General features: G+C 73.1%; 20 protein-coding genes. 16 read left to right on the top strand and 4 right to left on the bottom strand.

Annotated features, from left to right (window positions below; translation table 11 throughout):
- Positions 1-182: 182 nt before the first annotated feature.
- Genes ACTG9Q_RS14425 through ACTG9Q_RS14410 form a run of 4 tightly spaced genes read left to right on the top strand, consistent with a single transcriptional unit; the run spans position 183 to position 2,999 of the window.
- Positions 183-374 carry a hypothetical protein gene (locus tag ACTG9Q_RS14425; RefSeq protein WP_455573264.1) on the top strand — a complete coding sequence of 64 codons (192 nt, stop codon included), beginning with the start codon at positions 183-185 and terminating at the stop codon, positions 372-374.
- On the top strand, positions 371-1,117 hold the full coding sequence (locus tag ACTG9Q_RS14420; protein WP_455573263.1) for a hypothetical protein: 747 nt from the start codon (positions 371-373) through the stop codon (positions 1,115-1,117). The genes ACTG9Q_RS14425 and ACTG9Q_RS14420 overlap by 4 nt, the downstream gene beginning before the upstream one ends.
- Entirely contained in the window at positions 1,114-2,016 is a 903-nt protein-coding gene (locus ACTG9Q_RS14415; protein ID WP_455573262.1) for a DUF6895 family protein, read from the top strand. Before ACTG9Q_RS14420 ends, ACTG9Q_RS14415 begins: the two co-directional genes overlap by 4 nt.
- On the top strand, positions 2,013-2,999 hold the full coding sequence (locus ACTG9Q_RS14410) for a serine hydrolase domain-containing protein (RefSeq protein ID WP_455573261.1): 987 nt from the start codon (positions 2,013-2,015) through the stop codon (positions 2,997-2,999). The genes ACTG9Q_RS14415 and ACTG9Q_RS14410 overlap by 4 nt, the downstream gene beginning before the upstream one ends.
- Positions 3,000-3,018: 19 nt before the next feature.
- Here the strand turns inward: ACTG9Q_RS14410 and ACTG9Q_RS14405 are convergent, their stop codons facing one another.
- A complete protein-coding gene (locus ACTG9Q_RS14405) occupies positions 3,019-3,768 on the bottom strand; it encodes a spermidine synthase (protein ID WP_455573260.1) in 750 nt (249 codons plus the stop codon).
- Positions 3,769-4,023: 255 nt separating this feature from the next.
- Here ACTG9Q_RS14405 and ACTG9Q_RS14400 point away from each other — a divergent pair, with 255 nt between their 5' ends.
- The 5 genes from ACTG9Q_RS14400 (at position 4,024) to ACTG9Q_RS14380 (ending at position 8,479) form a co-directional block, all read left to right on the top strand.
- On the top strand, positions 4,024-4,359 hold the full coding sequence (locus ACTG9Q_RS14400) for a cupin domain-containing protein (RefSeq protein ID WP_455573259.1): 336 nt from the start codon (positions 4,024-4,026) through the stop codon (positions 4,357-4,359).
- Positions 4,360-4,612: 253 nt separating this feature from the next.
- The gene (locus tag ACTG9Q_RS14395) at positions 4,613-5,395 is read left to right on the top strand and encodes a hypothetical protein (RefSeq protein ID WP_455573258.1); all 783 of its coding nucleotides are present in this window, start codon (positions 4,613-4,615) and stop codon (positions 5,393-5,395) included.
- Positions 5,392-6,438 carry a GNAT family N-acetyltransferase gene (locus tag ACTG9Q_RS14390; protein WP_455573257.1) on the top strand — a complete coding sequence of 349 codons (1,047 nt, stop codon included), beginning with the start codon at positions 5,392-5,394 and terminating at the stop codon, positions 6,436-6,438. The genes ACTG9Q_RS14395 and ACTG9Q_RS14390 overlap by 4 nt, the downstream gene beginning before the upstream one ends.
- On the top strand, positions 6,435-7,487 hold the full coding sequence (locus ACTG9Q_RS14385) for a GNAT family N-acetyltransferase (protein WP_455573256.1): 1,053 nt from the start codon (positions 6,435-6,437) through the stop codon (positions 7,485-7,487). Before ACTG9Q_RS14390 ends, ACTG9Q_RS14385 begins: the two co-directional genes overlap by 4 nt.
- A complete protein-coding gene (locus tag ACTG9Q_RS14380) occupies positions 7,484-8,479 on the top strand; it encodes a GNAT family N-acetyltransferase (protein WP_455573255.1) in 996 nt (331 codons plus the stop codon). Before ACTG9Q_RS14385 ends, ACTG9Q_RS14380 begins: the two co-directional genes overlap by 4 nt.
- A 3-nt stretch (positions 8,480-8,482) precedes the next feature.
- On the opposite strand, the gene ACTG9Q_RS14375 is transcribed toward ACTG9Q_RS14380, so the two are convergent.
- Positions 8,483-9,730, bottom strand: coding sequence for a hypothetical protein (locus ACTG9Q_RS14375; protein WP_455573254.1), 1,248 nt, complete (start codon positions 9,728-9,730; stop codon positions 8,483-8,485).
- Positions 9,731-9,832: 102 nt separating this feature from the next.
- Positions 9,833-10,522, bottom strand: a complete 690-nt coding sequence (locus tag ACTG9Q_RS14370) for a hypothetical protein (protein WP_455573253.1) — start codon at positions 10,520-10,522, stop codon at positions 9,833-9,835.
- A gap of 238 nt (positions 10,523-10,760) precedes the next feature.
- Here ACTG9Q_RS14370 and ACTG9Q_RS14365 point away from each other — a divergent pair, with 238 nt between their 5' ends.
- The 6 genes from ACTG9Q_RS14365 to ACTG9Q_RS14340 all read left to right on the top strand — a co-directional run bounded on the left by ACTG9Q_RS14365 (position 10,761) and on the right by ACTG9Q_RS14340 (position 15,582).
- Positions 10,761-11,138: a YybH family protein gene (locus ACTG9Q_RS14365; RefSeq protein ID WP_455573252.1), complete on the top strand. Its 378-nt coding sequence runs from the start codon at positions 10,761-10,763 to the stop codon at positions 11,136-11,138.
- A 101-nt stretch (positions 11,139-11,239) separates the two neighbouring features.
- Positions 11,240-12,247, top strand: coding sequence for an NAD-dependent epimerase/dehydratase family protein (locus ACTG9Q_RS14360; protein WP_455573251.1), 1,008 nt, complete (start codon positions 11,240-11,242; stop codon positions 12,245-12,247).
- Positions 12,244-13,227, top strand: coding sequence for a glycosyltransferase family 2 protein (locus ACTG9Q_RS14355; RefSeq protein WP_455573250.1), 984 nt, complete (start codon positions 12,244-12,246; stop codon positions 13,225-13,227). Before ACTG9Q_RS14360 ends, ACTG9Q_RS14355 begins: the two co-directional genes overlap by 4 nt.
- A complete protein-coding gene (locus tag ACTG9Q_RS14350) occupies positions 13,224-14,441 on the top strand; it encodes an ATP-grasp domain-containing protein (protein ID WP_455573249.1) in 1,218 nt (405 codons plus the stop codon). Before ACTG9Q_RS14355 ends, ACTG9Q_RS14350 begins: the two co-directional genes overlap by 4 nt.
- A gap of 279 nt (positions 14,442-14,720) precedes the next feature.
- A complete protein-coding gene (locus ACTG9Q_RS14345; RefSeq protein WP_455573248.1) occupies positions 14,721-14,864 on the top strand; it encodes a hypothetical protein in 144 nt (47 codons plus the stop codon).
- Positions 14,865-14,931: 67 nt separating this feature from the next.
- The gene (locus ACTG9Q_RS14340) at positions 14,932-15,582 is read left to right on the top strand and encodes a pentapeptide repeat-containing protein (RefSeq protein WP_455573247.1); all 651 of its coding nucleotides are present in this window, start codon (positions 14,932-14,934) and stop codon (positions 15,580-15,582) included.
- Between the two features lie 52 nt (positions 15,583-15,634).
- Here the strand turns inward: ACTG9Q_RS14340 and ACTG9Q_RS14335 are convergent, their stop codons facing one another.
- Positions 15,635-16,771 (bottom strand): hypothetical protein, encoded by a 1,137-nt coding sequence (locus ACTG9Q_RS14335; protein WP_455573246.1) that lies wholly within the window; start codon positions 16,769-16,771, stop codon positions 15,635-15,637.
- Positions 16,772-17,249: 478 nt separating this feature from the next.
- Between ACTG9Q_RS14335 and ACTG9Q_RS14330 the strand changes: the two genes are divergently transcribed.
- The gene (locus tag ACTG9Q_RS14330; RefSeq protein WP_455573245.1) at positions 17,250-23,486 is read left to right on the top strand and encodes a type I polyketide synthase; all 6,237 of its coding nucleotides are present in this window, start codon (positions 17,250-17,252) and stop codon (positions 23,484-23,486) included.
- Positions 23,487-23,575 lie beyond the last annotated feature (89 nt).

Below are 23,575 nucleotides of genomic sequence, written 5' to 3'. Positions count from 1 at the left end.
TCTGATTGCCGGACAGCGGTAACCGTGTGTCATAGCAGCATTTCCGATCATCCTTTTATCACTCACACGAGTGGATTAGCCGGGTGATGTGCCGCCAGGCGGTCTCTGGTCCGCTTTTCTGTGTTCCACTCGAACAGTCCGATCCCCTTCACCTCACGGTGATAGTGATTCAGGAGGCACAGATGTACATGAAGACCACGATCTGTCCGGTCGCCACTCCCAGGGAGCGAGCGGCGCTTGGCTCGCTGCTGGCCGAGCCTGAGGTCCCCGTCAGCGACGCGCCGCTGTACTCGCCGCAGGCGGCCGGCCTGCTTCTGCTCGCGGGCCTGCTTCTGCTGTCACCCCAGCTCCCCAAGGAGCCGAAGGGGCGGTGACAGCTGTGGTTGCGGACGGCCAGGTGGCGCAGGCGTCTCTCCGGGACGCCTGCGCCGTCCTGGCCGGCCGCGTTCTCGACGCCGTTGCGAACGCGGACGAGCTGGATCTGCCCGGCTACCTCGACTCCTATCCCGACGTGACATCCGGTCTGGGGGCGGTGCGGCTGCTGGGCGCGGACGTCTTCGCCCCGCACCTGCTGCTCAACCACCCGACCGATCCGCGCGACCTCGGCATCGTGACCGAGTCGTTCGCCTGCTTCCCGCCGACGACCGACCTCGACACGCACGAGCAGCGGATCGCGGCGTGGCGGGACTGGGCCACGGTGCTGTTGGTGGCCCGGCTGACCGGGCAGGACCCGCACGACCCGGCCGTCGCGCCGCCGCCACCGGAGACCCTCACGGCGATCCTCGGCGACCCGGCGCGCTGGCAGCGGTGGTCGCTGAGCGCCGCGCAGCTCTCGCCACTGGCGCTGCCGGGGATCAACGGACCGGTGGTCGAGGCCATCTGCCGCGAGAAGCGGGCGCTGTGCCGGGGCGTGGTGCGGGCGGTGCTGCGCCGCGACCACGTCACGGCCACGCGGCTGGCGCGGTGGGTCGCGCTGTCGAGCGTGACGGACCCCGTCCGGCTGCCGCTGGACCCGGTCCTGCTGGTCGAGCACATCCGGCTGCACGGCGGCACCGCGCCGCGGTTGCTGCTGGACCTCGCGGTCGCGCGCCACCTGCTCGGGCAGGCGCCCGCGTGAGCGCGACGCTGGCCCACACGGCCCACCACCTGTCCAGCCAGGCGCTGTCCTACCTGCACGCCACCCGCGACCTGTGCGCCCTGCCCGCCGACACCACCGCCGACCTCGGCGACCCGGACGGCATCTACAAGCCCATCGGCGAGGCCGCGCTGGCCGCGACCCTGGTGCTGCGCGAGGGCGTGGCGGGGCCCGCGGAGCTGCGGGCCGCGCGGGAGCTGCTCAGCTTCTGCTGGCAGCAGCTCCGCGAAGGCGACTTCCTCTACGAACGCCAGCTGCGCTACCCCCTGCTGACCGATCCGCTGGAAACCTACGTCACCTTCCAGCGCAATGGTTGCGAGCACGCCGCCTTGGAGGAGTTGCTGAGGCACACCGCGGCGATGGGCGCGCTGACGGAGGTGGTGCCGAACCGCAGGCTGGCGGTCGCCAACGCCCGCCGGATCACCGGGATCGGCGGTCCGGAGGACTGGGAAGCCATCACCAGGACGACGTGGCTGGGCGGCACCCCGCCGCCGTGGGCCATCGACTGGATGACCGGCTACAGCCTGACGCACACCGTCTTCCACATCACCGACTGGGGCTCGCGCCCGGACGGGCTGGCGCCGGACATCGCCGACTACCTCGGCACCTGGCTGCCGGTGTGGATCGACATCTGGAGCGAGGTCGAGCAGTGGGACCTGGTGGGCGAACTGCTGATCGTCGGGGTGTGCCTGCCCGAGCCGAGGCTCGACGTGGCGGAGTGGGAAGCGCTGGCCCGCTTGCAGCACGCCGACGGGCTGATGCCGCGCGACGGCGCCCCCGTGCCGGATGACCCCCACCAGCGGTTCAGCATCCACCAGCACACGACCATCGTCGCGGCCGTCGCGGGCACGCTCGCGCTGTCCCGGCTGCTGGGCACGTGACCGCGGCGGCGACCCATCGGCACGTCACGGAGGCGCTCGCGCCCCTGCTGTCGGCCGAGGGTCCCGGCGTCGCGGTCGCGGCGTGTCGAGGTGGGCAGCAGGCGGTGCTGGTCAGCGGCACCGCGGGTGGCGGCGACCCGGTCCGGCCGGACACCCGGTTCGAGCTCGGCTCCCTCACCAAGACGTTCACCGCCCTGCTGTTGGCCGAGATGGTCGCACGCGGCGAGGTCGGCCACGACGACCCGATCGACCGCTACCTCCCGGCGGGAACCGCGCCCCGTCGACCGATCACGCTGGCGCACCTGGTCACGCACCGCTCCGGCCTGCCCCGGCTGCCGCCCGGCCTGGTGCGCACCGCGCTGCCTGCCTTCTTCTCCAACCCCTACCAGGCTTTCGGCCCGGACGACGTGCTGAAAGCGCTGCGGCGCACCAAGGTCCGCTCGACGCCGGGCGCGCGGGTCCGCTACTCGAACTTCGGCGTCGGCCTGCTCGGCCTGCTGCTGGCCCGGGCCGCCGACCGCCCGTACGAAGAACTGCTGGCCGAGCGCGTCCTGCGCCCGCTGGCCCTCCCCGACACCGGTTGCGCAAGCGCACCGCAGGCGACCGGCCACTTCCACGGCACACCACGGCCGCCTTGGCGCATCCCCGGCCTCCCGGGCGCGGGCGCGCTGCGCTCCACCGCGCCGGACATGCTGGCCTACCTCAAAGCGCTCCTCGCCCCACACAGCACCGCGCTCCCCACGGCCCTCACCGATGTCGTGGATCGTCCGGGCGGCCCGCTCATCTGGAACCTGAGGAGCAGGCCGGACCACGACTTGCTCTTCCACAGCGGCGGCACGCGCGGGTTCACCTCCTTCGCGGGCTTCAGCCCGCAGACCGGCACCGCGCTGGTCGCCCTGACCAACGCGGGCCCGACGCCGCGCAGCCGGTTCATCCAGCGTTCCTACGAAGCGCTGCACCGGCTCGCGCCGCCGGACGCGTAGGCGGCTCAGGGCAAAACCGTCAGTCGGTCGGCGCGGTCGCCAGGTAGATCGTGCTGGTCGCGTCCCGCCCCTGCAGGGGGTTGTCGAAGCGGACGACCTCGGCGGCGGCCTCGGTGAAGCACTCGCGGAGCGTCGCCAGGAACGGCTCGTCGGGCGGGTCGTTCGACCACAGCGCGAACACCCCGCCCGGACGCAGGCGGTCCCGCACCTTCCCGAGACCCGCGGGGGTGTAGAACTCGGCGTTCGCGGGGTTCAGCAGGTGCCGCGGGGAATGGTCGATGTCGACGACGACCGCGTCGAAGCGCCTGCCGGGCCGGGCCGGGTCCAGCCCGTCCGCGGAGCACGCCATCTCGAAGAAGTTCCCGTGGACCAACTCGCAGCGCGGGTCGGCCGTCAGCACCTCCCCGGCCGCGATGAGACCGCGCCGGTGCCACTCGATGACCTCGCCGAGCGCGTCGACGACCGTCAGCGAGCGCACGCGGGGCTGCTCCAGCACCGTGAGCGCGGTGAACCCGAGACCGAGACCGCCCACCACCACGTCGAGGTCGTCCGCCGGGAGCCGCGCCATCGCGAGGCGGGCCAGCGCCACCTCGGAGGCGGTGAACTGGCTCGACATCAGGAACTCGTCGTTGAGCTTGATCTCGTCGACCTCCCGGCCGGTGACCGGGTCGAACCGGCGGCGCAGGACGAGCTCACCCAGCGGCGTCTGGCGCCAGTCGAGTTCCCGGAAGCGCATCCCCATCACGACCTGCCCGCGATGGCCGAGCACTCACTGAACGGTTCCCTGCGATCCATGCTGCTCCTCGACCTCTGATCGCCAAACCCTACCGTGACCTGCGAATCCTGACTCCGACGACCGGTGGCGCCCGGTCAGAAGGGCGCGGAACCACCGGCATCCGGAGCAGGTTCACCTGGCGGGGTGGCGCGGCCCGAAGTGCGGTGACGACGAGCCGGCACCACGATAGCCACGACACCGGAACCAACGCGGTCGGGCAGCGGCCCACCCGATACGGATGGGAGCGCGATGACCAGCCACCCCGAGATCACGCAGGTCGACGTCCTGGCCACCGAACTGCTGCACCTGGCCGGTGAGCACCCGTCCCGCCGGACCGCGCGGACCCTGGTGACCGGCACCTCCCAGCGGGCCACCCTCATCGCGCTGGCCGAGGGAGCGGAGCTGGCCGAGCACGACGCGCCCTCGGCCGCCACCCTGTACGTCGTCACCGGACGGGTCCGGCTGCACACCAAGGACAACGAGTGGCTGCTGGGCAGCGGTCAGCTCGCCGCCGTCCCACCCCAGCGGCACGCGCTGACCGCCCTGACCGACTCCGCCGTCCTGCTCACCGTCGCCCTGCGCTAGCCACGCCTCGCCGTCACGCTCCCCCATCACCCGACGCCACGCCTCACCGTCGCCTTCCGCCAGTCGCGCGCCTGCTCGCCGTCGCGCTCCCCCATCACCGGACGCACGCCTGCTCACCGGCCACGATCCGGTCGGGACCACCTGTCCGCCCGGGACGTCCACTCCCCCGGCGGGCCTAGTCCCGCTACGCCGACCGGCCCTTTCGCCCGCGGGAACCGTGACCGTCGCGGAAACGGGTGGCACACTCCGCCGCGTGTGGAACCAGGTGCGGGCGATGCGGTGGCGGCGCGGCTACCTGCGGGTGGTGCGGTCGTCGTTCGCCACGGTTCCGTTCTACCGCGAGCTGTGGGCGCTCAGCGGTCGCACCGACCCGGTGCTGGTCCCCGGCCAGACCGGTGTGGACGGTGGCGCGGTCCGCCCGTCCGCGCTCACCGGCCGCCTCGGCGACCTGGTCCCGCTCGCGGGCGGTCCATTCGAGATCGATCCGCTGCGCGGCCTCGGTCCCGTGCTCGCCGAACACCTGCGGGTCACACCCGGCACGCTGGTCGCCGTGGTCGACCAGGCGACGCCGCGCCCGCCACTGGACCTCCCCGCGGGCGTGCGGTCCTGCGTCCTGGACCCGTCCGGGCTGACCGGCCCGTACGCCGGTGTCCTGGAGGAAGTGGCGAACCACGCGCGGCGCGGGGAACGGGTCGTCGCCGTCGGCGTGGACAAGGACCTGGACCAGCTCACCGCCGCGGTGCCGGAGGCGCTGGCGCACCGCCTGACCCGCGTGCCGGTCCGCGGCCCCGAGGACCTGGCGGCCCCGGTCGGGCCACACGCGGTGATCGCGCACCCGCTGCTCGGCGTGCTCGGCGCCCTCGGCGGGTGCGGGCGCTGGCACCTGGACCACTCCAGGGTGTACCTGCGCGCGACCCCGGCGGGCCCGGCGTACACCCTGCTGCGGCAGCGGTCCCCGCGCCTGGTGGACGTCCTCGCCGGGAGCGGGCGCCCGGGTTCGTGCCCGAGGCACGGCACGCCGGTGGTCGAACCATGACGCTCACCGCCCGGGTCCACGACCCGCGGACGGATGACGAGCCCGAGGGCTGGGCGGAGTTCGCGGCCCGGTGCGGGCTGCACGCGGTCTGGGACTACGGGCTGATGCGCCTGGAGGCGTGGATGTCGCGCAACCCGGCGATGCTCGGCGTCGTCCGCGACGGCGAGCGCATCGCCGCCGCGGCCACCGTGCTGGTCTGCCACCCGCGGTGGACGCGCCGGTACGCGCCCGCCCCGAGGACGGCGCGGCCGCGCCCCGGGTGGGCGGAGGTGTACCTGCCCTGGCTGTCGGGCTACCCCGCCGTCGTGTTCGACCCGGACCTCACCGGCGAGGGCCGCCGGGCGGCGGTGCTGGAGTTCGAACGGGCCGTGCTGCGCCACGTCGGCCCGGGTCTGCTGGGGATCGCCTACCGGCCGGTCTCCGGCGACCTGCTGTCCGCTGTGGCCGGTCGGCTGCGCCGCACGTGGCGCAACGACCCGACCACGGTCCTGCCGAACGAGTGGCCGACCGAGGACGGCTGGCTGGCGACGCTGAGCAAGGAGCGGCGGACGAGCATCCGCCGGTACGCCCGCAAGATCGACCGGGACCCCACCCTGCGCGTGCGGGAGGGCTGGGGGCGCACCGACACCGACCCGCACGAGCTGGCCACGCTGATCAACCGGCACCGCGCCCGCCTGGGCACCCCGCCCATGGACCCGAGGAGCGCGGTGGCCGGGGTGTTCCTCGCCGAGTTCCTGCGCAGGCCGGACGTGCGCCTGCTCACCTACCGCGACGCCGACGGCACCCTGCTCGCCGCGAACACGCTGCTGGACCACCCGTCGAGCACCGTGCTGCAACACTGGGCCGCCCGATCCCCGGCCGAGGGCGGCAGGCACAACCTGTACTTCGACTGCTACCTGCGCTGCGTCCGGCACCTGGTCTCGGCCGGGCGCGACGAGCTGACCTCCGGCCGCGGGCTGCTGGACGTGAAGGCGTCGCTGGGGTTCCGTACCCGTGAGCTGCACACGGTCGCCGTGCCCCGCCCGGCGGTCGGCCTCCGATGACCATGGCCGGGCGGGTGCACGACCCGAGGACGGACGAGGAACCCGTGGGGTGGGCGGAGTTCCGCGCGGCCGCCGCCCTGCACCCGGTGTGGGACTTCGACCTGATGCGCGTGGAGGCGTGGTCTGCCAGGGCGCCGGTGGTGCTCGCCGTGGCCCGGGACGGCGCGCGGATCGCCGCCGCCGCCTCCGTCCAGCTCTGGCGCCCGCCCACGAGGGGGTTCGCGGCCATCCCCGGCGCCCGGTCGGTTCGCCTGCGCCCGGTCCTGGCGCAGGTCGTGCTCCCCTGGCTGTCCGGCTACCCGGGCTACGCCTTCCACCCGGACCTCACGGCCGCGGGCCGCCGGGAGGCGGTGCGCGGGCTGGAGCGCGCCCTGGCCCGGGGGCCTGGGGTGCTCGCCGGGCTGGTCTACCGTGCGGTCGATCCCGCGGACCTGCCGACGCTGAGCGGGCCGGGGCGGGTGGCCCGCTCGATCATGCCCACCATGGTCCTGGACAACCGGTGGTCCACGATGGACGGCTGGCTCGCCTGCCTCAACCGCAGCCGCAGGAAGGCGATGCGGCGCGTCGAGGAAACGACCAGGGCCGACCCCGGGCTGGACGTCCGGGAGTCGCCCGGCCGCGACGACGTCGACGGGCACGAGGTGGCCGCGCTGATCAACCGGCACCGGGCAGGCTTCCCGCCGCAATTCCTGGAACTGCGGACCCCGGTCTCCGGCGCCTACCTCGACCGGTTCCTGCGCAGGCCCGACGTGCGCTGCCTGACCTACCGGCGACGCGACGACGGGCGGCTGATCGCGGTGAACACCGTGGTCGACCACCCGAGGAGCCCGGTGCTGCAGCACTGGGCCGCGCTGCGCGACGCCGAGGGCGGCCGCCGGGACCTGTACTTCGACTGCTACCGCCGAGGGGTGCGACACATGATCGACGCCGGACGGGCCGAGATCTCCGCGGGCCGCGGCATGACCGAGCTCAAGGCCACGCTCGGCTTCACCCCCCGCGACATCGTCAGCCTGCTGGTGCCGGGCCCGCTGGCCGGGGTGCTGCCGTGACCGCCGCGGAGGTGCTTGACCCGCGCACCGACCCGGAGCCGCCCTACTGGGCGGAGCTGCGGCGGCGGGCGGGCCTGCGCGCGGACTGGGCGTGGCCGGTGCTGCGGGCGCAGTCCTGGAGCGACCGGTGCCCGCACCTGGTGACCGTCCTGCACGACGGCGACGGCCCGGCCGGGGTGGTGAACGCGGGCTGGCTTGGGCTGCCCGGCCGCTGGACGGGCTTCCTCCCGGTGGGCGCCCGGCCGCGGGTCGGCGCCCTGCACGTGCGCGGTCCGGGCAGCAGCGCCGTGCCCGGCTGGTGGATGGCGGGCGGGGCCAAGGCACTGATCGGGTACCAGCGCGCCATGCGCGCCGAACTCGGTCCCGGCTGCCTGGCCACGGTGCTCCGCCAGGCGGTCCCCGCCGAGCTGGCCGAACTGGGCGGGCGGGTCGTGCTGTCCCGCCCGACCGAGCCGATCTGGAACATCGACACCTCAGGGGTGTCCGATGTGGATGGCTGGCTGCGCCTGCTGGACAAGAAGCGCCGCAGCAACCTGCGCGTGATCGGGCGCAAGCTCACCGACCGGCTGACGGTGACGGTCTCCTCGGGCGAGCCCGCGAGCCCCGCGGAGATCACCGAGCTGCTGCGCCGCAACAACGCCAAGTACAAGGGCCCGATGCACAACCCGGTTCCGCAGCTCACCGGCTACATCGAGGTGCTGACAGGGCAGCCGGACACCGTGACGTTCCGGTACACCGACCCCGGCACCGGCACGCTCCTCGGCGTGGGCATCCTGCTGGACCACCCGAGCACCCCGGTCTGGCGCACCTGGGCGATGGTCCCGGTCGACGACGGCGGCGTGCGGGACCTCTACTTCCTGCACATCACCCGCCTGATCGAGTGGGTCACCCACCACCGCCGACCGACCCTGGTGCTGGGCAAGGGGAAGGGCAGGCTGAAGTCGTCCGTGGGCGCCACCGCCACCGAGCAGTACGCGGCCCTGCTGCGCTGAGCCTCAGACCGGCACCGGCACCTCGGCCGCCGGGCCGCGCAGGCGCACGCGCAGCCACGCGGCCTTGGCCGCCAACCCGACCACCAGCGCCGTCATCGCGCCGACCGCGCCGAGCACCGGCACCAGGAGCACCGACGTCGCCGCGGTCGCGGCCAGCCCCACGGCCGCGGACGAGCCGGTCGTCCGCAGCGCGGCCCCGGTGGTGTTCTCCAGCAGGTAGACCGCGTAGACCACCGCGCAGAACACGGTCATCTCCACGAGCGTCACCCCGGCCAGGGCCAGCGGTTCGGCCCCGAACTCCCGCACCGCGGCGGTCCCCCCGCCCGCCCAGGCGTGGGCCGCGACGGCCAGGACCACCCCGAGGGCCACGGCGGTCACCGCCATGGCCACCCCGCTGATCTTCCTGGCCTGGGCCCGCCCGGCCCGGCCGCCCGCGCCGCGCATCCGCAGGGACGTGGCCGGCTGCGCGATCCGCAGCAGGAGCAGGGCCAGCCCCCCGAGCGCGGCGGACACCAGCGTCGCCAGGTAGACCATGGCCACGTCCGCCGGGGAGGCCAGCAGGGCGAGCAGCACGTAGATCACCGAGATGGACGCGGCGTCGGCCACGTCGGTGAGCGAGGCCAGCACGGCGCGGCGGGTCAGCAGCGGCCCGAGCCCGCCGCGCGGGCGCGACGGTCGCGTTCGGACGGCCGGGACCATGGCCGCGAGCACCGCGCACACCGCGAGCACCCCGCCCACCAGCACGAGCAGGTACCCATACGGTTCGAGGTGCCCGAAGAACGCCAGGGCGGTCGCGCCGAGGACGTGGCAGGCCAGGGCGATGAACCCCAGGCTGTCGCGGGTCGGGTGCCCGAGGAGGCGGTGCGTCGAGGCCAGCGCCGAGAGCAGGCCCTGGCCCGCCAGGTAGACCGACCCCAGCCCGTACAGCGCGGGCAGACCCCCGAGCGGGGCCAGGGCGGCGGCGACCACGAGGCAGACCGCGACCGGGGTGGCCGCGCGCGCCAACACCACGCGCGTCACCTGGTGGGCCAGTTCGCGGGTCCTCGGGACCGCGGTGAGGATGGTCTTCTCCGCGCCCGTCACCAGGAACAGCAGGAACACGAAGGTCCCGGTGGCGGCCACGAACTGGCCGAACCGCTCAGCGCCCCACGCCGGGAGCAGCACGACGGCGGACAGTGAGATGCAGGCCCGCGCGGCTCCGCGGCCCGCGACGACCCGCAGGACGCCGCTCAGGCGCGGGCGCCCGGTCACGGCCGCGACCGCAGCGCCGTCTCAACGTCCTTCGCCGGACCCGCCCACTGTCCGCGCGGTGTCAGCGGCGCGTGCCTGCCCTCGCGGAGCGCCACGCCGGGCTCAGCCGCTCGCCCCGACGGTCTCGGGCTCCGGGCGGCGCTCCGCCCGCGGCGCGCGGCGCGGGAGCAGCCTGCGCCAGAACCGGTCCGGCAGCGTCAGCACCAGGACCGCGAGGACGACGTGCACGCCGATGAAGACGAACGCCTCGTTCTTGGTCAGCTCGTGTCCCACGCGGACGGTCATGTGATCCGCCCAGGACCACACCTCGGGGATCGGCGTCCACTTCGGATCGGTGTGCGGGTTGATGGTCAGGAAGGCCAGGTCCTCCAGACCGGACAGCTGCAGGAGGAGGCAGGCATAGCCGAGCCGCCGGACCGTCCCCCCGGTGCCGCCGCCGAGGCGGTAGGCCAGGACGAAGGAGAGGATCAGGAACGGCGTCAGGGTGAGGATCAGGTAGTACACACCCTCGCCGAAGAAGATCTTGGGCACGAAGTAGGTGAAGAACACCAGGAAGCAGACCGGGATCGCGGCCAGGGCGATGCGCCTGCGCACCACCTCGGCCAGGTCCATCGCGGCGATCGCCTCGACGGCGAGCACGAACGGGATCAGCTTGACCAGGAGCACCCACAGGCTGGGGAGCTCCTTCTCGTGCGGGAACCCGAACCACACCGCCGCGGCGGCGGCGAACGCCGCGACCGTCAGGACGAGGAAAACCCGGTGTGACCGGAATGCCGATTGATCAACAGCCATGAACGCTCCAGAGAACCTGTGTGCCCACCCGTCCGGGCATCGTAGCCATCGGCGGCCGGATGGGAAGGGGGTTCGGCGGAGCGGACCAGCGACCGCGTCCGTTTGGCGGTGTTTCACAGTTTTGAAGAGGCAGCTCCGGGAACAACTGCTCCAATCGGCCGTTGGCTTCCGGAGATCTGCGGTTATTGTTTGCGGACCCAACCGGGCGGCACGACCCCGTCTCAGTGGAAGGAAGCGAGTGGGCCCGGAATCCAACCCCCAGGCGGCCATCGACGCGCACCTGGCCGCGGTGATCGAACGCGACCTGGCGGCGTACTCGGCGACGCTGCACCCGGACGTCACGGTCGTGATCCCCAGTGGGCGGGTAATGACCGGCGCGGACGAGGTCGTGGCCTTTCACAGCGCCTGGTTCGCGGAGCGGGACTGGACTTATCACATCACTCACGTACGCAGCGTGACCACTGGCGACTCGGCCGGTCGGGTGGTCGAGGTGACCTATGTCGACACTCCGGACGCCGAGCCGTCCCGATTCGTCATGGGACTGGTGTTCGTCCGGCACGACAACCGCTGGCTGCTCATCCACGACCAGTGCACCTTGCTCCGTATGGAGGAGTAGTTTCTCAATAGCGGCACAATCGGTGGTTGAGCACTCTTTCCCGACCTCGATGCTGTTGTTACAGTCCGGGCACTTCGCGGCGTGGGAAGGGCGACGCACCGATGAAAAATACTGTTTTAATCACGGGGGTTGCCGGGTTCCTCGGCAGCCACGTGGCGGATTGGATGCTCGCCAAGGGCTACGAGGTCCGCGGTATCGATAACATGATCGACGGCTTCAAGGAAAACGTTCCCAGCGGGGTCGACTTCCGGGTCGCCGACTGCCGCGGCGTCGCCGAGTACGAGGACATGCTCGACGGCGTGGAGATCGTTTTCCACTGCGCGGCCGCGCCCTACGAGGGCCTGTCCGTGTTCGCGCCGTACCTGGTGAACGAGCACACCACCGGGGCGACGGTGGCGATGCTGTCGGCGTCGGTGCGCAACGGCGTGCGGCGGTTCGTCCACTGCTCGTCGATGTCGCGCTACGGCGCGCTGGTCCCCCCGTTCACCGAGGACATGCGCCCGGAACCGCTCACCCCGTACGGGATCGCGAAGTACGCCGCGGACCTGCAGGTGAAGGCCATCGCCGAGGTGCACGGCATGGAGCACAACATCGCGGTGCCGCACAACATCATCGGCCCGCGCCAGCGGTTCGACGACCCGTACCGCAACGTCGCCGCCATCATGATCAACCGGGCGCTGCGCGGCCTGCAGCCGGTGATCTACGGCGACGGCAGCCAGTTGCGGTGCTTCAGCTTCATCACCGACGTGGTGTCCTGCCTGACCAAGCTGGCCATCGACCCGGAGATCGTCGGCGAGGTGGTGAACGTCGGCCCGGACGAGGGCACGGTCAGCGTGCTCGAACTCGCGCGGACGATCTGCGAGATCGTCGGCATCGACTGCGACCCGATCTTCATGCCCGCCCGGCCGCTCGAGGTGCACCACGCCACCTGCAGCTCGGACAAGGCCCGGCGCCTGCTCGGCTACCGCACCGAGGTGGGGCTCCGCCAAGGCTTGGCCGAGATGGTCGAGTGGATCTCCGCGCAGGGGCCGAGGGAGTTCGACTACAACCTCGAACTGGAGATCGTCAACGACCTGACGCCCGCCACCTGGACCCGGCGGCTGATGTGAGCGGGCTGACGGCGATCGTCCCGTGCTACAACGAGGGCGCCCAGGTCGACGTCGCGTACCGCGAGGTGTGCGACGCGCTCGGCGCGATCGATGACCTGGAACTGCTGTTCGTCGACGACGGCAGCAGTGACGACACGCTGGAGCGGATCAAGCGCATCGCCGGGGCCGACCCGCGGGTGCACTACGTGTCCTTCGCCCGCAACTTCGGCCTGCCCGCCGCGGTCACCGCCGGGTTCCGGCACGCGGCCCGGCCGTGGGCGGTGCAGCTCGACGCCGACATGCAGTTCCCGGCGGCCGAGACGTGGCGGCTGCTGGACACCGCGAGCGACGGCTATGACGTCGTCTTCGGGGTCCGCGCGGACCGCAAGGACTCGGCGCTGCGGCGGCTGGGCGCGGCGGGCGCGCACTGGGTGGCGCGCAAGCTGCTCCACGTCGACGTGCCGCACGGGGCGACGTCGTTCCGGGTGGTGCGCACCGAGGTCGGCCGCACCATCGTGAACCTGCCCACCGGCAACTCGCACTTCGTCGCGAAGGCGCCGCAGATCGGCGCCCGGTGCGCCACCGTCGCGGTGGCGCACCGCGAACGCGTGGCGGGCACGTCGAAGTTCCGGCTCGGGCGGCTGGCCGGGGACGCCTTCGAGCTGTGGTTCGGGTTCTCCTGGCGGCCGCTGAACGCGGTGTACCTGCTGGCCGCGCTGGCCGCCGTCGCCGCGGTGGTGGTGTCGGTCCTCGGGATCGTCGGCGCCGTGGGCGGCACGGCGCTGCTGGTCACCGCGCTCCTGGTGTCGGCGACGACCATGCTCGGCGTCGCCGTCGTCGGGCGCTACCTGCACCGGCGGATGGCGGACGCGCGGCCCCGCCGGATCTATTACGTGCGAGAGGCGAACATCCCCCTGCCCGACGACGAGCTGCTGGACCGGGGCATGCCCGCCCCGCCACCGCCGCGCAGGCAGGCCGAGGCGCGGGCGGTGACGCGGTGAGCACCGGGGAGCTGCTGGTGCTCGGCGCCGGGGAAGAACAGGTCGTGCTCTACGAGGAGGCCCGCCGCCGCGGCCTGCGGACCATCGCGGTGGACATGCGCACGGACCGGCCGGGCATCGCGCTGGCCGACGAGTTCCTGGCGATGTCCACAACGGACCACACGGGCATCGCTGAGGCGTTGCGCGGCAGGCGGATCGCCGGGGTGGTGTCCACCGCGGCGGACACCTGCCTGGCGTCGTGGCACCACCTCTGCGTCCACTTCGGAACGCCTTGGCTCTACCCAGCCGAGGCGGCGGCGGTATCGATGGACAAGTCGGCGTTCCACCGGACCGCCGCGGCCGCGGGCGTGCCCACCTACCGCTGGGCGCAGTCCGGTGACCTGGCGGAGCTGGCCGCGACCGTGCGCGGGTTCCGGTTCCCGGTGGTCGTCAAGCCGACCGACGCCTCCGGCGGGCGCGGCGTGCACGGCGTGCGCGAACCGGCCGAGCTGGACGCCGCCCTGCGGTTCGCGGCCGCGTCGTCGCCGCGCGGGCAGGTCATCGTCGAGGAGTTCGTCGAGGGCGTGAACTACACGGTCAACGTGTTCATGTCCGCGGGCGAGGTCGCGCTCAGCGTGATCACCGAGAAGCACATCCTGCCGGGACCCGGGTTCCTGATCGGCGGGCACACCGCCCCGGCGCCGCTGGCCCCGGCCGCCGAGGCGGAGATGACCCGGGAGGCGCGCGAGCTGTGCCGCGCGTTCGGCCTGCTCGACGGCCCGGCGAACTTCGACGTGGTGCTCGGCCCGGACGGCACGCGGTACGTGCTCGAAGTGGGCGCGCGCATGTCCGGCAACGGTTTCCCCCGCCTGGTCTCGGCACTGGCCGATGTGGACTGCGTGGCCGCCCTGGTCGACCTGGCGATCGGCGAACCGGTCCGGCTGACACCCCGGCGGTGGCGCCCGACTCGGCTGCACGTGCTCACCTCCCCCCTGCCGGTGCCCGGTCGGTTCGTCTCCGCCCACGGCCTCACCGACGTCGCCGCCATGCCCGACGTGACCTCGGTGGAGCTGTTCATCGACCCCGGCGACGTGGCACAGCCGTTCACCGAGGCGGGCCGCAAACTCGGCTGGGTCGTGGTCAGCGCCGACGACCAGACCAGCCTGCCCACCCGGGTGTCCGAGGTCGTCGCGGCGCTGGACCTGGTCGTCCACCCCTCCGAGGCGGTCGCCTAAGCGGGCATCACCAAGGGGTCGTGCCTGCAAGCCCACCTCGGAGAGCGCTTCGGTGCGGAGCTTGGCGACGGCCAGGTACCCGGGATCGGCGACCAGCGCGGCGGAACCAGTGCCCGCGAAGACGACCTCGGCGCCGTACCGGGGCAGGATCGTCGTGCCAAGTCCTCGCCGTACTCCTGGCACGACCCGAATGCCGCCCTCCGCAAACCACAGCAGGTCCACCACCGACCCTTCCGGTAGTCATCGACCGAGGTGCGGTGGTTGGGCCACCATGGAGGCATGAGGGAACAGCCGGTGCAGGTGAGCCGCGCGATACGGGGTTTCCAGCGGCGGCCACGCGTGCGGCAGGCGCTGGCGGCGGGGTTCCTGGCCGCCGCGGTGGTCAGCCTCGTCCCCCGGTGGTGGGGCGGATGCCCACCGTGAGGACACCAAGGTCCTGCTCGACCGCTACTGCAAAGCCGCTGAACTCCTGGGAGCCCCCAACGCCTCGGTGCGCATCGCGGGCGTCTACGCCTTCGCGGCGTTGGCCAACGACGCGCCCGACGCGCGCCAAGGCTGCATCGATGTGCTCTGCGCCTACCTGCGCCAGCCCCATGGCGATCCCGACGCCGAGGATCACCGGCGGGTGAGCGCCGACCCGCCTCAGGCAGGCCGCGACCACGGACAGGAGCGACAGGTCCGGCTCACGATCATCCGCCTCATCCGGGACAACCTGCACCTCCCCGATGACGACCCGCGCACCTGGCGTGGGCACGACTTCACCTTCACCGGCGCGGTCCTCGACGGCGGCGACTTCAGCGGGGCGGCCTTCACCGGCGAGGGCACCGTCACCTTCGCGGGCGCCACGATCACCGGTCCCTTGTCCTTCGCGGGGGCGAGCTTCGCGGGTGGGACCGTCTCCTTCGACCGCGCCCGGTTCGCGGGTGGCAGTGTTTCCTTCCACGGAGCCAGGTTCACTGGTGGCGTCGTCGACCTCTCCACCGTGGACGAAAGCCTGCCTCCCCCGGCCGACGCGCTGTGGCCAGGTGGAACGGCGGTGCCCGCCGGCCTGCGGTTGCCACCCGCTGCCGGAGGTCCTACAACTCAGCCTGAGGCGCCGCCCCAGCCTGAGAACGCCCAGCATGAGGACGACCCAGCCTGAGGACGGCCCGAGCGGCGAACCTCAGGTGTGAGGCCGCGGTCCCGCGATGAGGTCAGCCGAAGCGGGCGGCGATTGCCTTGGCGAGGGGTTCCAGGCGGTCGCGCATGTCCTTGGGGGTCCAGTCCGAGGTGCCGTTGGTGAGGCCGCAGTCGACGCGGACCAGGTGGGGGCCGACGGTGAACAGCAGGCTGAAGTAGGAGGGGTTGCCGACGCCGAAGACGGCTTTCTCGCCGATGCCGGGGATGTCGGCCGCGCCGTCGATGTCGCCGCGGTCCTTCGCGAGGGCCGAGCGGGCCGCCGCGGGGTCGGGGTGGGCGGTGACCGTCACCTTGGGGGACATCGCGCCGTCGAGGTAGGTAACGCCGTCCGGAGCCGGGAAGCCCTGGTTCTTCGTGGCGGTGGTCCGCGCGCACGAGCTGGTGACCGACGACCTCGCCGGGAGGGTGTACTTGCGGGTGACCCGCGCCGGGTTGACGACGTAGCCGACCGCGTCCTGGAAATCCGGGCCGGTGAAGACCGTGCAGGCGTCGGTGACGACCCGGTCGCCGCCTTGGCTGAGGTCGCCGAGCCCGGCCGGTTCGCCCGGCGCGTCGGCCAGGCCCGCCGTGACCGAGTTGACGATCTTGGCCATGGCCGCGTGCGGGATGTCCGCCTTCTTCCTCCCCCAGCTCAGCGCGAGCCGGAAGGAGATGTTGCGGGACTGCCAGTGGACGGCGGCCGCGCCGTCCTGGTCCTCCACGACGGCGCCCTCGGCGCCCTCCAGCGGCCGCACCCCGTCGGTGGGCAGCTTGTCGGCGGGCGGCTCGGCCCCGTACTGCCGCATCTCCAGCGTCACATCGCGGAAGGCCGCCGTGCCCTCGTAGTCGTCGGCGGCGATGGTGCACGTCGAGTGGGTGCCGTAGGTCCACGACGGGCGCGACGAGGGGTCCACGCGCGGCAGAGGGTCGGTGTGAATCTCCGTCACCCGCACGCCTTCGTCGCCGACGGGACCGATCCGCGTGGGCATGCTCGACGGGTCGAGCACACCACACGCGTTCACATAGGGGTAGTCGCCGACGCAGTAGTCGCCCGAGCACCGCTCACCCGCGCCTCGCCCGCCGGGTCCACGCTCAGTGGGCGCACCGCTGTCGTCGTCGCCGACCAGCAGGAACGTGACCACCCCCGCGACCAGCACGACCACGAGCCCCACGACCAGCCACACAACCCCGTGCCCGCGCCGCGGCGGCGGGGGCCCCGCCCACATCCCGGGACCAGGACCAGGACCAGGACCGGGGCCGCCCGGATACGCGGGCCAGGGCTGCTGCCCGGGACCGCGAACGTATCCCGGGCCCTCAGGAGGTCCGGGATGCTGCGGATACGGCGGCGGCATCGACGGCATGTCCGACACTCAAGCACACCGCCCACCGCCGGACGCGCACATCGGCGCAAATGTGATGACCACTTCGCTTCCGCCCCCACGCTGGGAAATGTCCCGACTGGCCACAACGAACGGACACAAAGGCCACGCCGCCGGACCGGCGATGTCAGCGATCTGGCCAATCGCCCCCTCGCCGCCGCGTTCTCCCTGGCAGCGACGGTGCCGAAGCGCGTCAGCGCACCGTCAGAACGCCGTGCTTGCCTGGATCAGCACCCTGCGCGCCCATGTGATAACGCCCTGTGGAGGTAACGTGGTCCCCCCGATCTCCGGCGGCCCGCATTCCGAGCGTTCGAACGACGAGCACATCGCGATCGTGGGAATCGGGCTCCGCTTCCCCGGCGGGGCCCGCACGCCCGGGGAGTTCGCCGACTTCCTCCGCGCGGGCGGGTCCGGGATCAGGCCGGTGCCCGAGGACCGGTGGGACGTGGCCGCCTTCCGCGCGGCCTCCGGCGGCGAGAAGGGCAAGATCCAGAGCCCGGGCGGCGGCTTCCTCGACCGGATCGACGAGTTCGACGCGGGGTTCTTCGGCATCTCGCCCAAGGAGGCGCAGTACACCGACCCGCAGCAGCGGCTGCTGATGGAGACCACCTGGGAGGCGCTGGAGGACGCCAACGTCGACCCCGCGGCGCTGCGGGGCGGCAACGGCGGCGTCTACGTCGGCGCGGGGTCCATCGACTACGCGATGGAGCTGAACACCCTGGGCGACGAGGAGCTCGACGGGCACCTCGCCGCCGGGATCACCTTCTTCCCGATGTCCGGGCGGCTGTCCTACTTCCTGGACTGGCACGGCCCGTCCATGACCATCGACACCGCGTGCGCGTCGTCGCTCACCGCCCTGCACCAGGCGGTCGTCGGGCTGCGCCGCGGGGAGTGCGAGGTCGCGGTCTGCGCCGGGGTCAACGCCCTGCACTACCCGCGCACCTCGGTGATCTTCTCCCACGCCAACATGCTCGCCCCCGACGGGCAGTGCAAGACCTTCGACGACGCCGCCGACGGCTACGTCCGCGCCGAGGGCTGCGGCGCCCTGGTGCTCATGCGGCTCTCCGACGCCGAGCGCGAGGGCGCCACGGTCGTCGCGGTCATCCGCGGCTCGGCCGTCGGCCAGGACGGCGACGGCCCCGGCCTGTCGGTGCCCAACGGCGCCGCGCAGGTGCGGGTGATGCGGGCGGCCCTGGCCGACGCCGGGCTGTCCCCCGCCGACATCTCCTACGTCGAGGCGCACGGCACCGGCACCCCGCTCGGCGACCCGATCGAGATGGGCGCGATCAGCGACGTCTTCGCCGAGTCGCACACCCCCGCGGCCCCGATCACGGTCGGCTCGGTGAAGACCAACGTCGGGCACCTGGAGCCGGTGGCGGGCATCGTCGGGGTGGTGAAGGCCGTGCTCCAGATGCGCGACGGCGTCATCTACCCGCACCTGAACTTCACGAACCCGTCCGGGCGCATCCCCTGGGAGCGCTATCCGGTCACGGTGCCGACCGGGTGCGTGCCGTGGTCGGCCGAGCGCCGCCGCGCGCTGGTCAACAGCTTCGGCTTCGCGGGCACCATCGCCGCGGCCGTCATCGAGGAGCCCGCCCCGGCCGCCGCCGAGCCGCCCGGGGCCGACGGCCCGCACCTGTTCACGCTCTCGGCCAAGAACAAGCGGGCCATGCGCAACCAGGTCGCCCGGTACCGCCGGTACCTCGACGAGCACCCCGACGCGGACCTCGGCGACCTGTGCTACACCGGCAACGTCGGCCGCTCGCACCTCCCGCTGCGGGTGGCGGGGGTGGTGGCCGACCACGCCGGGCTGGCCGACCTCCTCGACCGCCACGCCGCCCAGCTGGACAGCGGCGCCGGGGCGCCGGTCGAGATCGGCAAGGTCGCGTTCCTGTTCAGCGGGCAGGGCACCCAGTACCCGGGCATGGGCGCGGCGCTGTACCGGGCCTACCCGCGGTTCCGGGCCGCGTTCGACGAGTGCGACGCCCTGTTCGCCGCGCACCTGGGCCACTCCGTGCGCGACATCGCCTTCGGCGAGGTCGAGCGGCCCGAGGAGCTGCACCAGACCCTGCACACCCAGACGGCGCTGTTCTGCCTGGAGTACGCGCTGGCCACGCTCTGGCGGTCGTGGGGCGTGCGCCCCAACGTCCTCATCGGGCACAGCATCGGCGAGGTGGTCGCCGCCGCGGTGGCCGAGGTGTTCTCCCTGCCCGACGCCGTGCGCCTGGTCGCCGCCCGCGCCCGGCTGATGCAGTCGGTGTCGGCGCCGGGCGGGATGGCCGCAGTGCGCGCCCCGGTGTCCGAGGTGGCCCCGCTGCTGGCCGCGCACCCGGACCTGGCGATCGCCGCGGTGAACTCCCCCGGGCAGTGCGTGGTCTCCGGCGGTGTCGCCGCCCTCGACTCCGTGGTGGCCGACCTGGGGAGCAGGGGGATCGGGGTGACCAGGCTGGCGGTCTCGCACGCCTTCCACTCGCCGCTGATGGCCGAGGTCTTCGACGAGTTCCGCGCGGCGATCTCCGACATCGCCTTCGCCAAGCCCCGGTTCACCCTCATCTCCAACCTCACCGGCAAGGTCGCCCGGTTCGCCGACCTCGGCACACCCGAGTACTGGGTGCGCCACATCGCCGAACCGGTCCAGTTCGCCGCGGGCATGGCCGAGCTGCAACGGCGCGGCCCGCACGTGATCGTCGAGATCGGCCCGTCGGCGGCGCTGTCGGCCCTGGCCAAGCGGTGCGTGAGCGCCGAGGACCACCGCTGGGCGCAGAGCACGGACAAGTCCGACACCGGCGGCACGATCCGCCACGCCCTGGCCCGGCTCTACACCGCGGGCGCCGCCATCCGCTGGCCCGAGGTGCACCGGGGCCGCGAGTGCCGGAAGGTCACGCTGCCCACCTACGGGTTCGACCGCAAGCGCTACTGGCTGCCGGTCGGCGCGGGACCCGCCACCGCGGGCGCCGCGGGGCACCACCCGCTGCTCGGCGCGGAGACCACCACCGCGGAGCAGGCCGCCTCGGGTGTGCGCGAGTTCCGCACCCGGATCAGCCCGCGGACGCCGGGCTACCTCGCCGACCACGTCGTCGCGGGCCAGGTCGTCTTCCCCGGCGCGGGCTACGTCGAGATGGTGTTCGCCCTGCAGGACGCGGTGTACGGCGAGACCGCCCGCGCCGTGTCCGACCTGCGGATCAGCGAGCCGCTCTTCCTCGCCGACGACCGCGAGACCGAGGTCGCCATCCGGCTCACCGAGACCTCCGACGGCGCCGCCGAGGTGTCGATCAGCAGCCGCGCCGACGCCGTCGAGCGCTGCCACGCCACCGCCGCCATCACCGCGCCGGGCGAGCGCGGCGCGCTGGCCGAGCTGCTGCCGTTGGCCGCGGGCGAGCCCGAGGAGGTGCTGAGCGCCGAGGAGATCTACGCCGGGTTCGCCGCCGTGGGCATGGCCTACGGCCCGCGGTTCCAGCGCGTCCAGGCCAACACCCGCCACGGCGGCGGTTTCGCGACCGCCGAGCTGCGCGGATCGCGGCAGGCGGGACCGGAGCACCTGCCGCCCACCATCCTCGACGGCGCCCTGCACACCCTCGCCTGCCTGGTCGACGACGGCAACAACTACCTGCCCGTCCGGTTCGGCGAGGTCCGCCTGCTGCGCAAGCCGCGCGCGGAGGACCTGCGGGTCCTGCTGCGGCTGCGCGACGGCGGGGAACCGCGCGTCGAGGGCGTCGACCTCACCGCCGACCTGGTGATCCTGCAGGGCGACCTGCCGGTGGCCGAGGTGCTGGACCTGGGGCTCAAGCGGCTCGCCGACGGGACCGGCGGCCAGGGCCGGGCCTTCCTGCACCGCCCGGTCTGGCTCAAGCGGTCCCAGCTGGGGCCCGTGATCGAGCAACCCCGACGCGCCCTGCTCGTGCGCGGCGCAGCGGGCACCGCGCTGGTCGACCGGGCCGCGGACACCGGGGTGGAGCTGGTCTTCGCCGCCGACGCCGCGGAAGCCGCCGCGCTGATGCGGACCACCGCGTTCTCCGACGTGTGCTGGTTCTGGCGGGCGGCGGACGGCCCGACCACCGAACCGGGGCTGCGCGCCGAGTGCGAGGACAACTACCGCGACCTGCTCGACCTGCTCACCCTGCTCGACAGCGCGGACTTCGGCGGCGACCAGCGGCTGTGGCTGGTCACCACCCGGGGCCAGGTGCTGCCCGGCGACTCCCCCGGCGACGCCGGGGCCGCGGCGGCCACCCTGTGGGGTTTCGGGCACTCCCTGCTCAACGAGCGCCCCGGCTACCGGGCCACCCTGCTCGACCTGCCGGTCGGCGGGGAGGCGCACCTGGTCGAGGAGCTGCGCTGCCGCGACGGCGGCGAGTTCCAGCTCGCCTACCGCGACGGCCTGCGGCACGTGCGGCGGCTGCTGCCGCTGCGCCCCGGCCACGACGACGACAACATCGCGTTGTCCATCAAGGACTACGGCCGCTTCTCCGGCGTCCGGCCGGGCCCGGCGGAGGACATCGCCCCGGTGGGCGACCAGATCCAGGTCCGGGTGCACGCCGCGGGGCTCAACTTCAAGGACGTGCTCAACGCCCTGGGCATGCTCAAGGAGCACGCCGAGAGCCTGGGGGTCGAGTACCGGCCGCTGCCGCTGGGCTTCGAGTGCTCGGGCACCGTGGTGGCCGCCGGACCCGAGGCGGAGTTCGAGGTCGGCGCCGAGGTGATCGTCAACTACGCCGGGCTGATGCGGCGGCTGGCCACCGTGCCGTCCTCGGCCGCGGTGCGCAGGCCCGGCCGGATCAGCGCGGTCGAGGGCGCGGGCCTGGCCTCGGCCTACGTCACCGCGCACTACGCCCTGCACACCCTGGCCGGGCTCAAGGCAGGCGACCGGGTGCTCATCCACGCCGCGGCGGGCGGGGTCGGCCAGGCCGCGGTGCGCCTGGCGATGGCGGCGGGCGCCCAGGTGTTCGCCACCGCCAGCCCGCACAAGTGGGGCGTGCTGCGCGAGCAGGGCGTCGAGCACCTGATGAACTCCCGGACCCTGGACTTCGCCGACCAGGTCATCGAGGCGACCGGCGGCGCCGGGGTCGACATCATCCTCAACAGCCTCAACAAGGACTTCATCCCCGCCGGGCTGCGGGCGATGGCCCGCGGCGGGCGGTTCGTCGAGCTGGGCAAGGTCGGGGTGTGGACCACCGAGGAGGTGGCCGCCGCCCGGCCCGACGTCCGCTACCACAACTTCGACCTCAGCGAGCTGCCCGAGGACGAGGTGGTCGCGCTCACCAAGCGCATCCTGACCGAGGTCACCGCGCGGATCGCCGACGGCGGGCTGGAGCCGATCACCACCACGCGGTACTCCCTCGACGAGGTCGAGGAGGCCTTCGGCGTTCTCAGTCGGGGCGCCAACGTCGGCAAGCTGGTCATCGGGTTCACCGACGACGAGGCCGCCGAGCCACGCCCCGTGCCGGTGCGCCCCGACCGCACCTACCTGGTCACCGGCGGCCTCGGCGCGCTGGGCCTGCTCACCGCCCGCAAGCTCGTCGACCTGGGAGCCAGGCACCTGGTGCTCGTGGGCAGGCAGGGCGTCCCCCGCCCCGACACCGCGCACCTGCTCGACCGCCTGGGCGCCGCGGAGGTCACCGTCTGCCGCGGCGACGTCGGCGACAGCGCGGACCTGCGCCGCATCGGCGCCGTCCTGGCCGGGCTCCCTCACCCGCTCGGCGGCATCGTGCACGCCGCGGGCGGGCTGGCCGACGCGCCGGTGTCGGCGCAGACCTGGGAGAGCGTCGAGGCGGTCTTCCAGTCCAAAGTGTACGGCTCGTGGCTGCTGCACGAGTTCGCCGAGAACAGCCCGGAGCTGGACTTCTTCCTGCTCTACTCCTCGGCGGCCTCGGTCATCGGCAACGCGGGGCAGGCCAACTACGCCGCGGCGAACGCCTTCCTCGACCAGTTGGCCCACCGCAGGGTCCGCGCGGGCAAACCCGGCCTCTCGCTCAACTGGGGCCCGGTCGCCCAGGTCGGCATGTCCGCCCGGCTCGGCGACCAGCACGCCAAGGCGTTCGAGAACAGCGGGGTGGCCTTCTTCAGCCCCGCCAAGGCCATGCGCGCGCTGGAGTCGCTGCTCGGCGGGCCCAGCGCGCAGGCCGCCGTGGGCGAGTGCGACTGGGGCCGGTTCGTCTCGATCAAGCCGATCACCAACGCGCTCTACCAGGAGCTGACCCGCGACACCGGCGCCGCCGCGGCGGGCATCGACCTCGACGCCCTGCGCTCGGCCCCCGACGCCGAGCGGCTCGCGGCGATCGACCGGTTCATCAGGGCGAAGGTGGCCGACGTGCTGCACTTCAGCGACGTCGACGACATCGACTCGCGGGCCCGGTTCGCGCAGATCGGCCTGGACTCGCTGGTCGCGGTCGAGCTGAAGAACGCCCTGGAGGTCGCCTTCGGGATTCCGCTGCCCGCGACCGTCGCCTTCGACCACCCGACCGCCCACGACCTGGCCGGGTTCATCGACGGCCAGATCACCGTCGCCGCCTAGGCCGTGCTTCAGATGTGGAGCACGGCATAGCCGCGCCAGTCCGGCCGCAGGCGGCACGCCGGATACGCCCGAAACAACACCGGTATGAG

Source organism: Actinokineospora lacus, assembly GCF_053813445.1.
Note: the sequence above shows the minus strand (reverse complement) of the source record. Positions and strands in the feature narration are given on the sequence as shown.

Bases quoted from the DNA above. Each gene is read 5' to 3' on its own strand.
- ACTG9Q_RS14425 (WP_455573264.1), top strand. From the start codon at position 183: ATGTACATGAAGACCACGATCTGTCCGGTCGCCACTCCCAGGGAGCGA.
- ACTG9Q_RS14400 (WP_455573259.1), top strand. From the start codon at position 4,024: ATGACCAGCCACCCCGAGATCACGCAGGTCGACGTCCTGGCCACCGAA.
- ACTG9Q_RS14390 (WP_455573257.1), top strand. From the start codon at position 5,392: ATGACGCTCACCGCCCGGGTCCACGACCCGCGGACGGATGACGAGCCC.
- ACTG9Q_RS14385 (WP_455573256.1), top strand. From the start codon at position 6,435: ATGACCATGGCCGGGCGGGTGCACGACCCGAGGACGGACGAGGAACCC.
- ACTG9Q_RS14370 (WP_455573253.1), bottom strand. From the start codon at position 10,522: ATGGCTGTTGATCAATCGGCATTCCGGTCACACCGGGTTTTCCTCGTC.
- ACTG9Q_RS14360 (WP_455573251.1), top strand. From the start codon at position 11,240: ATGAAAAATACTGTTTTAATCACGGGGGTTGCCGGGTTCCTCGGCAGC.
- ACTG9Q_RS14345 (WP_455573248.1), top strand. From the start codon at position 14,721: ATGAGGGAACAGCCGGTGCAGGTGAGCCGCGCGATACGGGGTTTCCAG.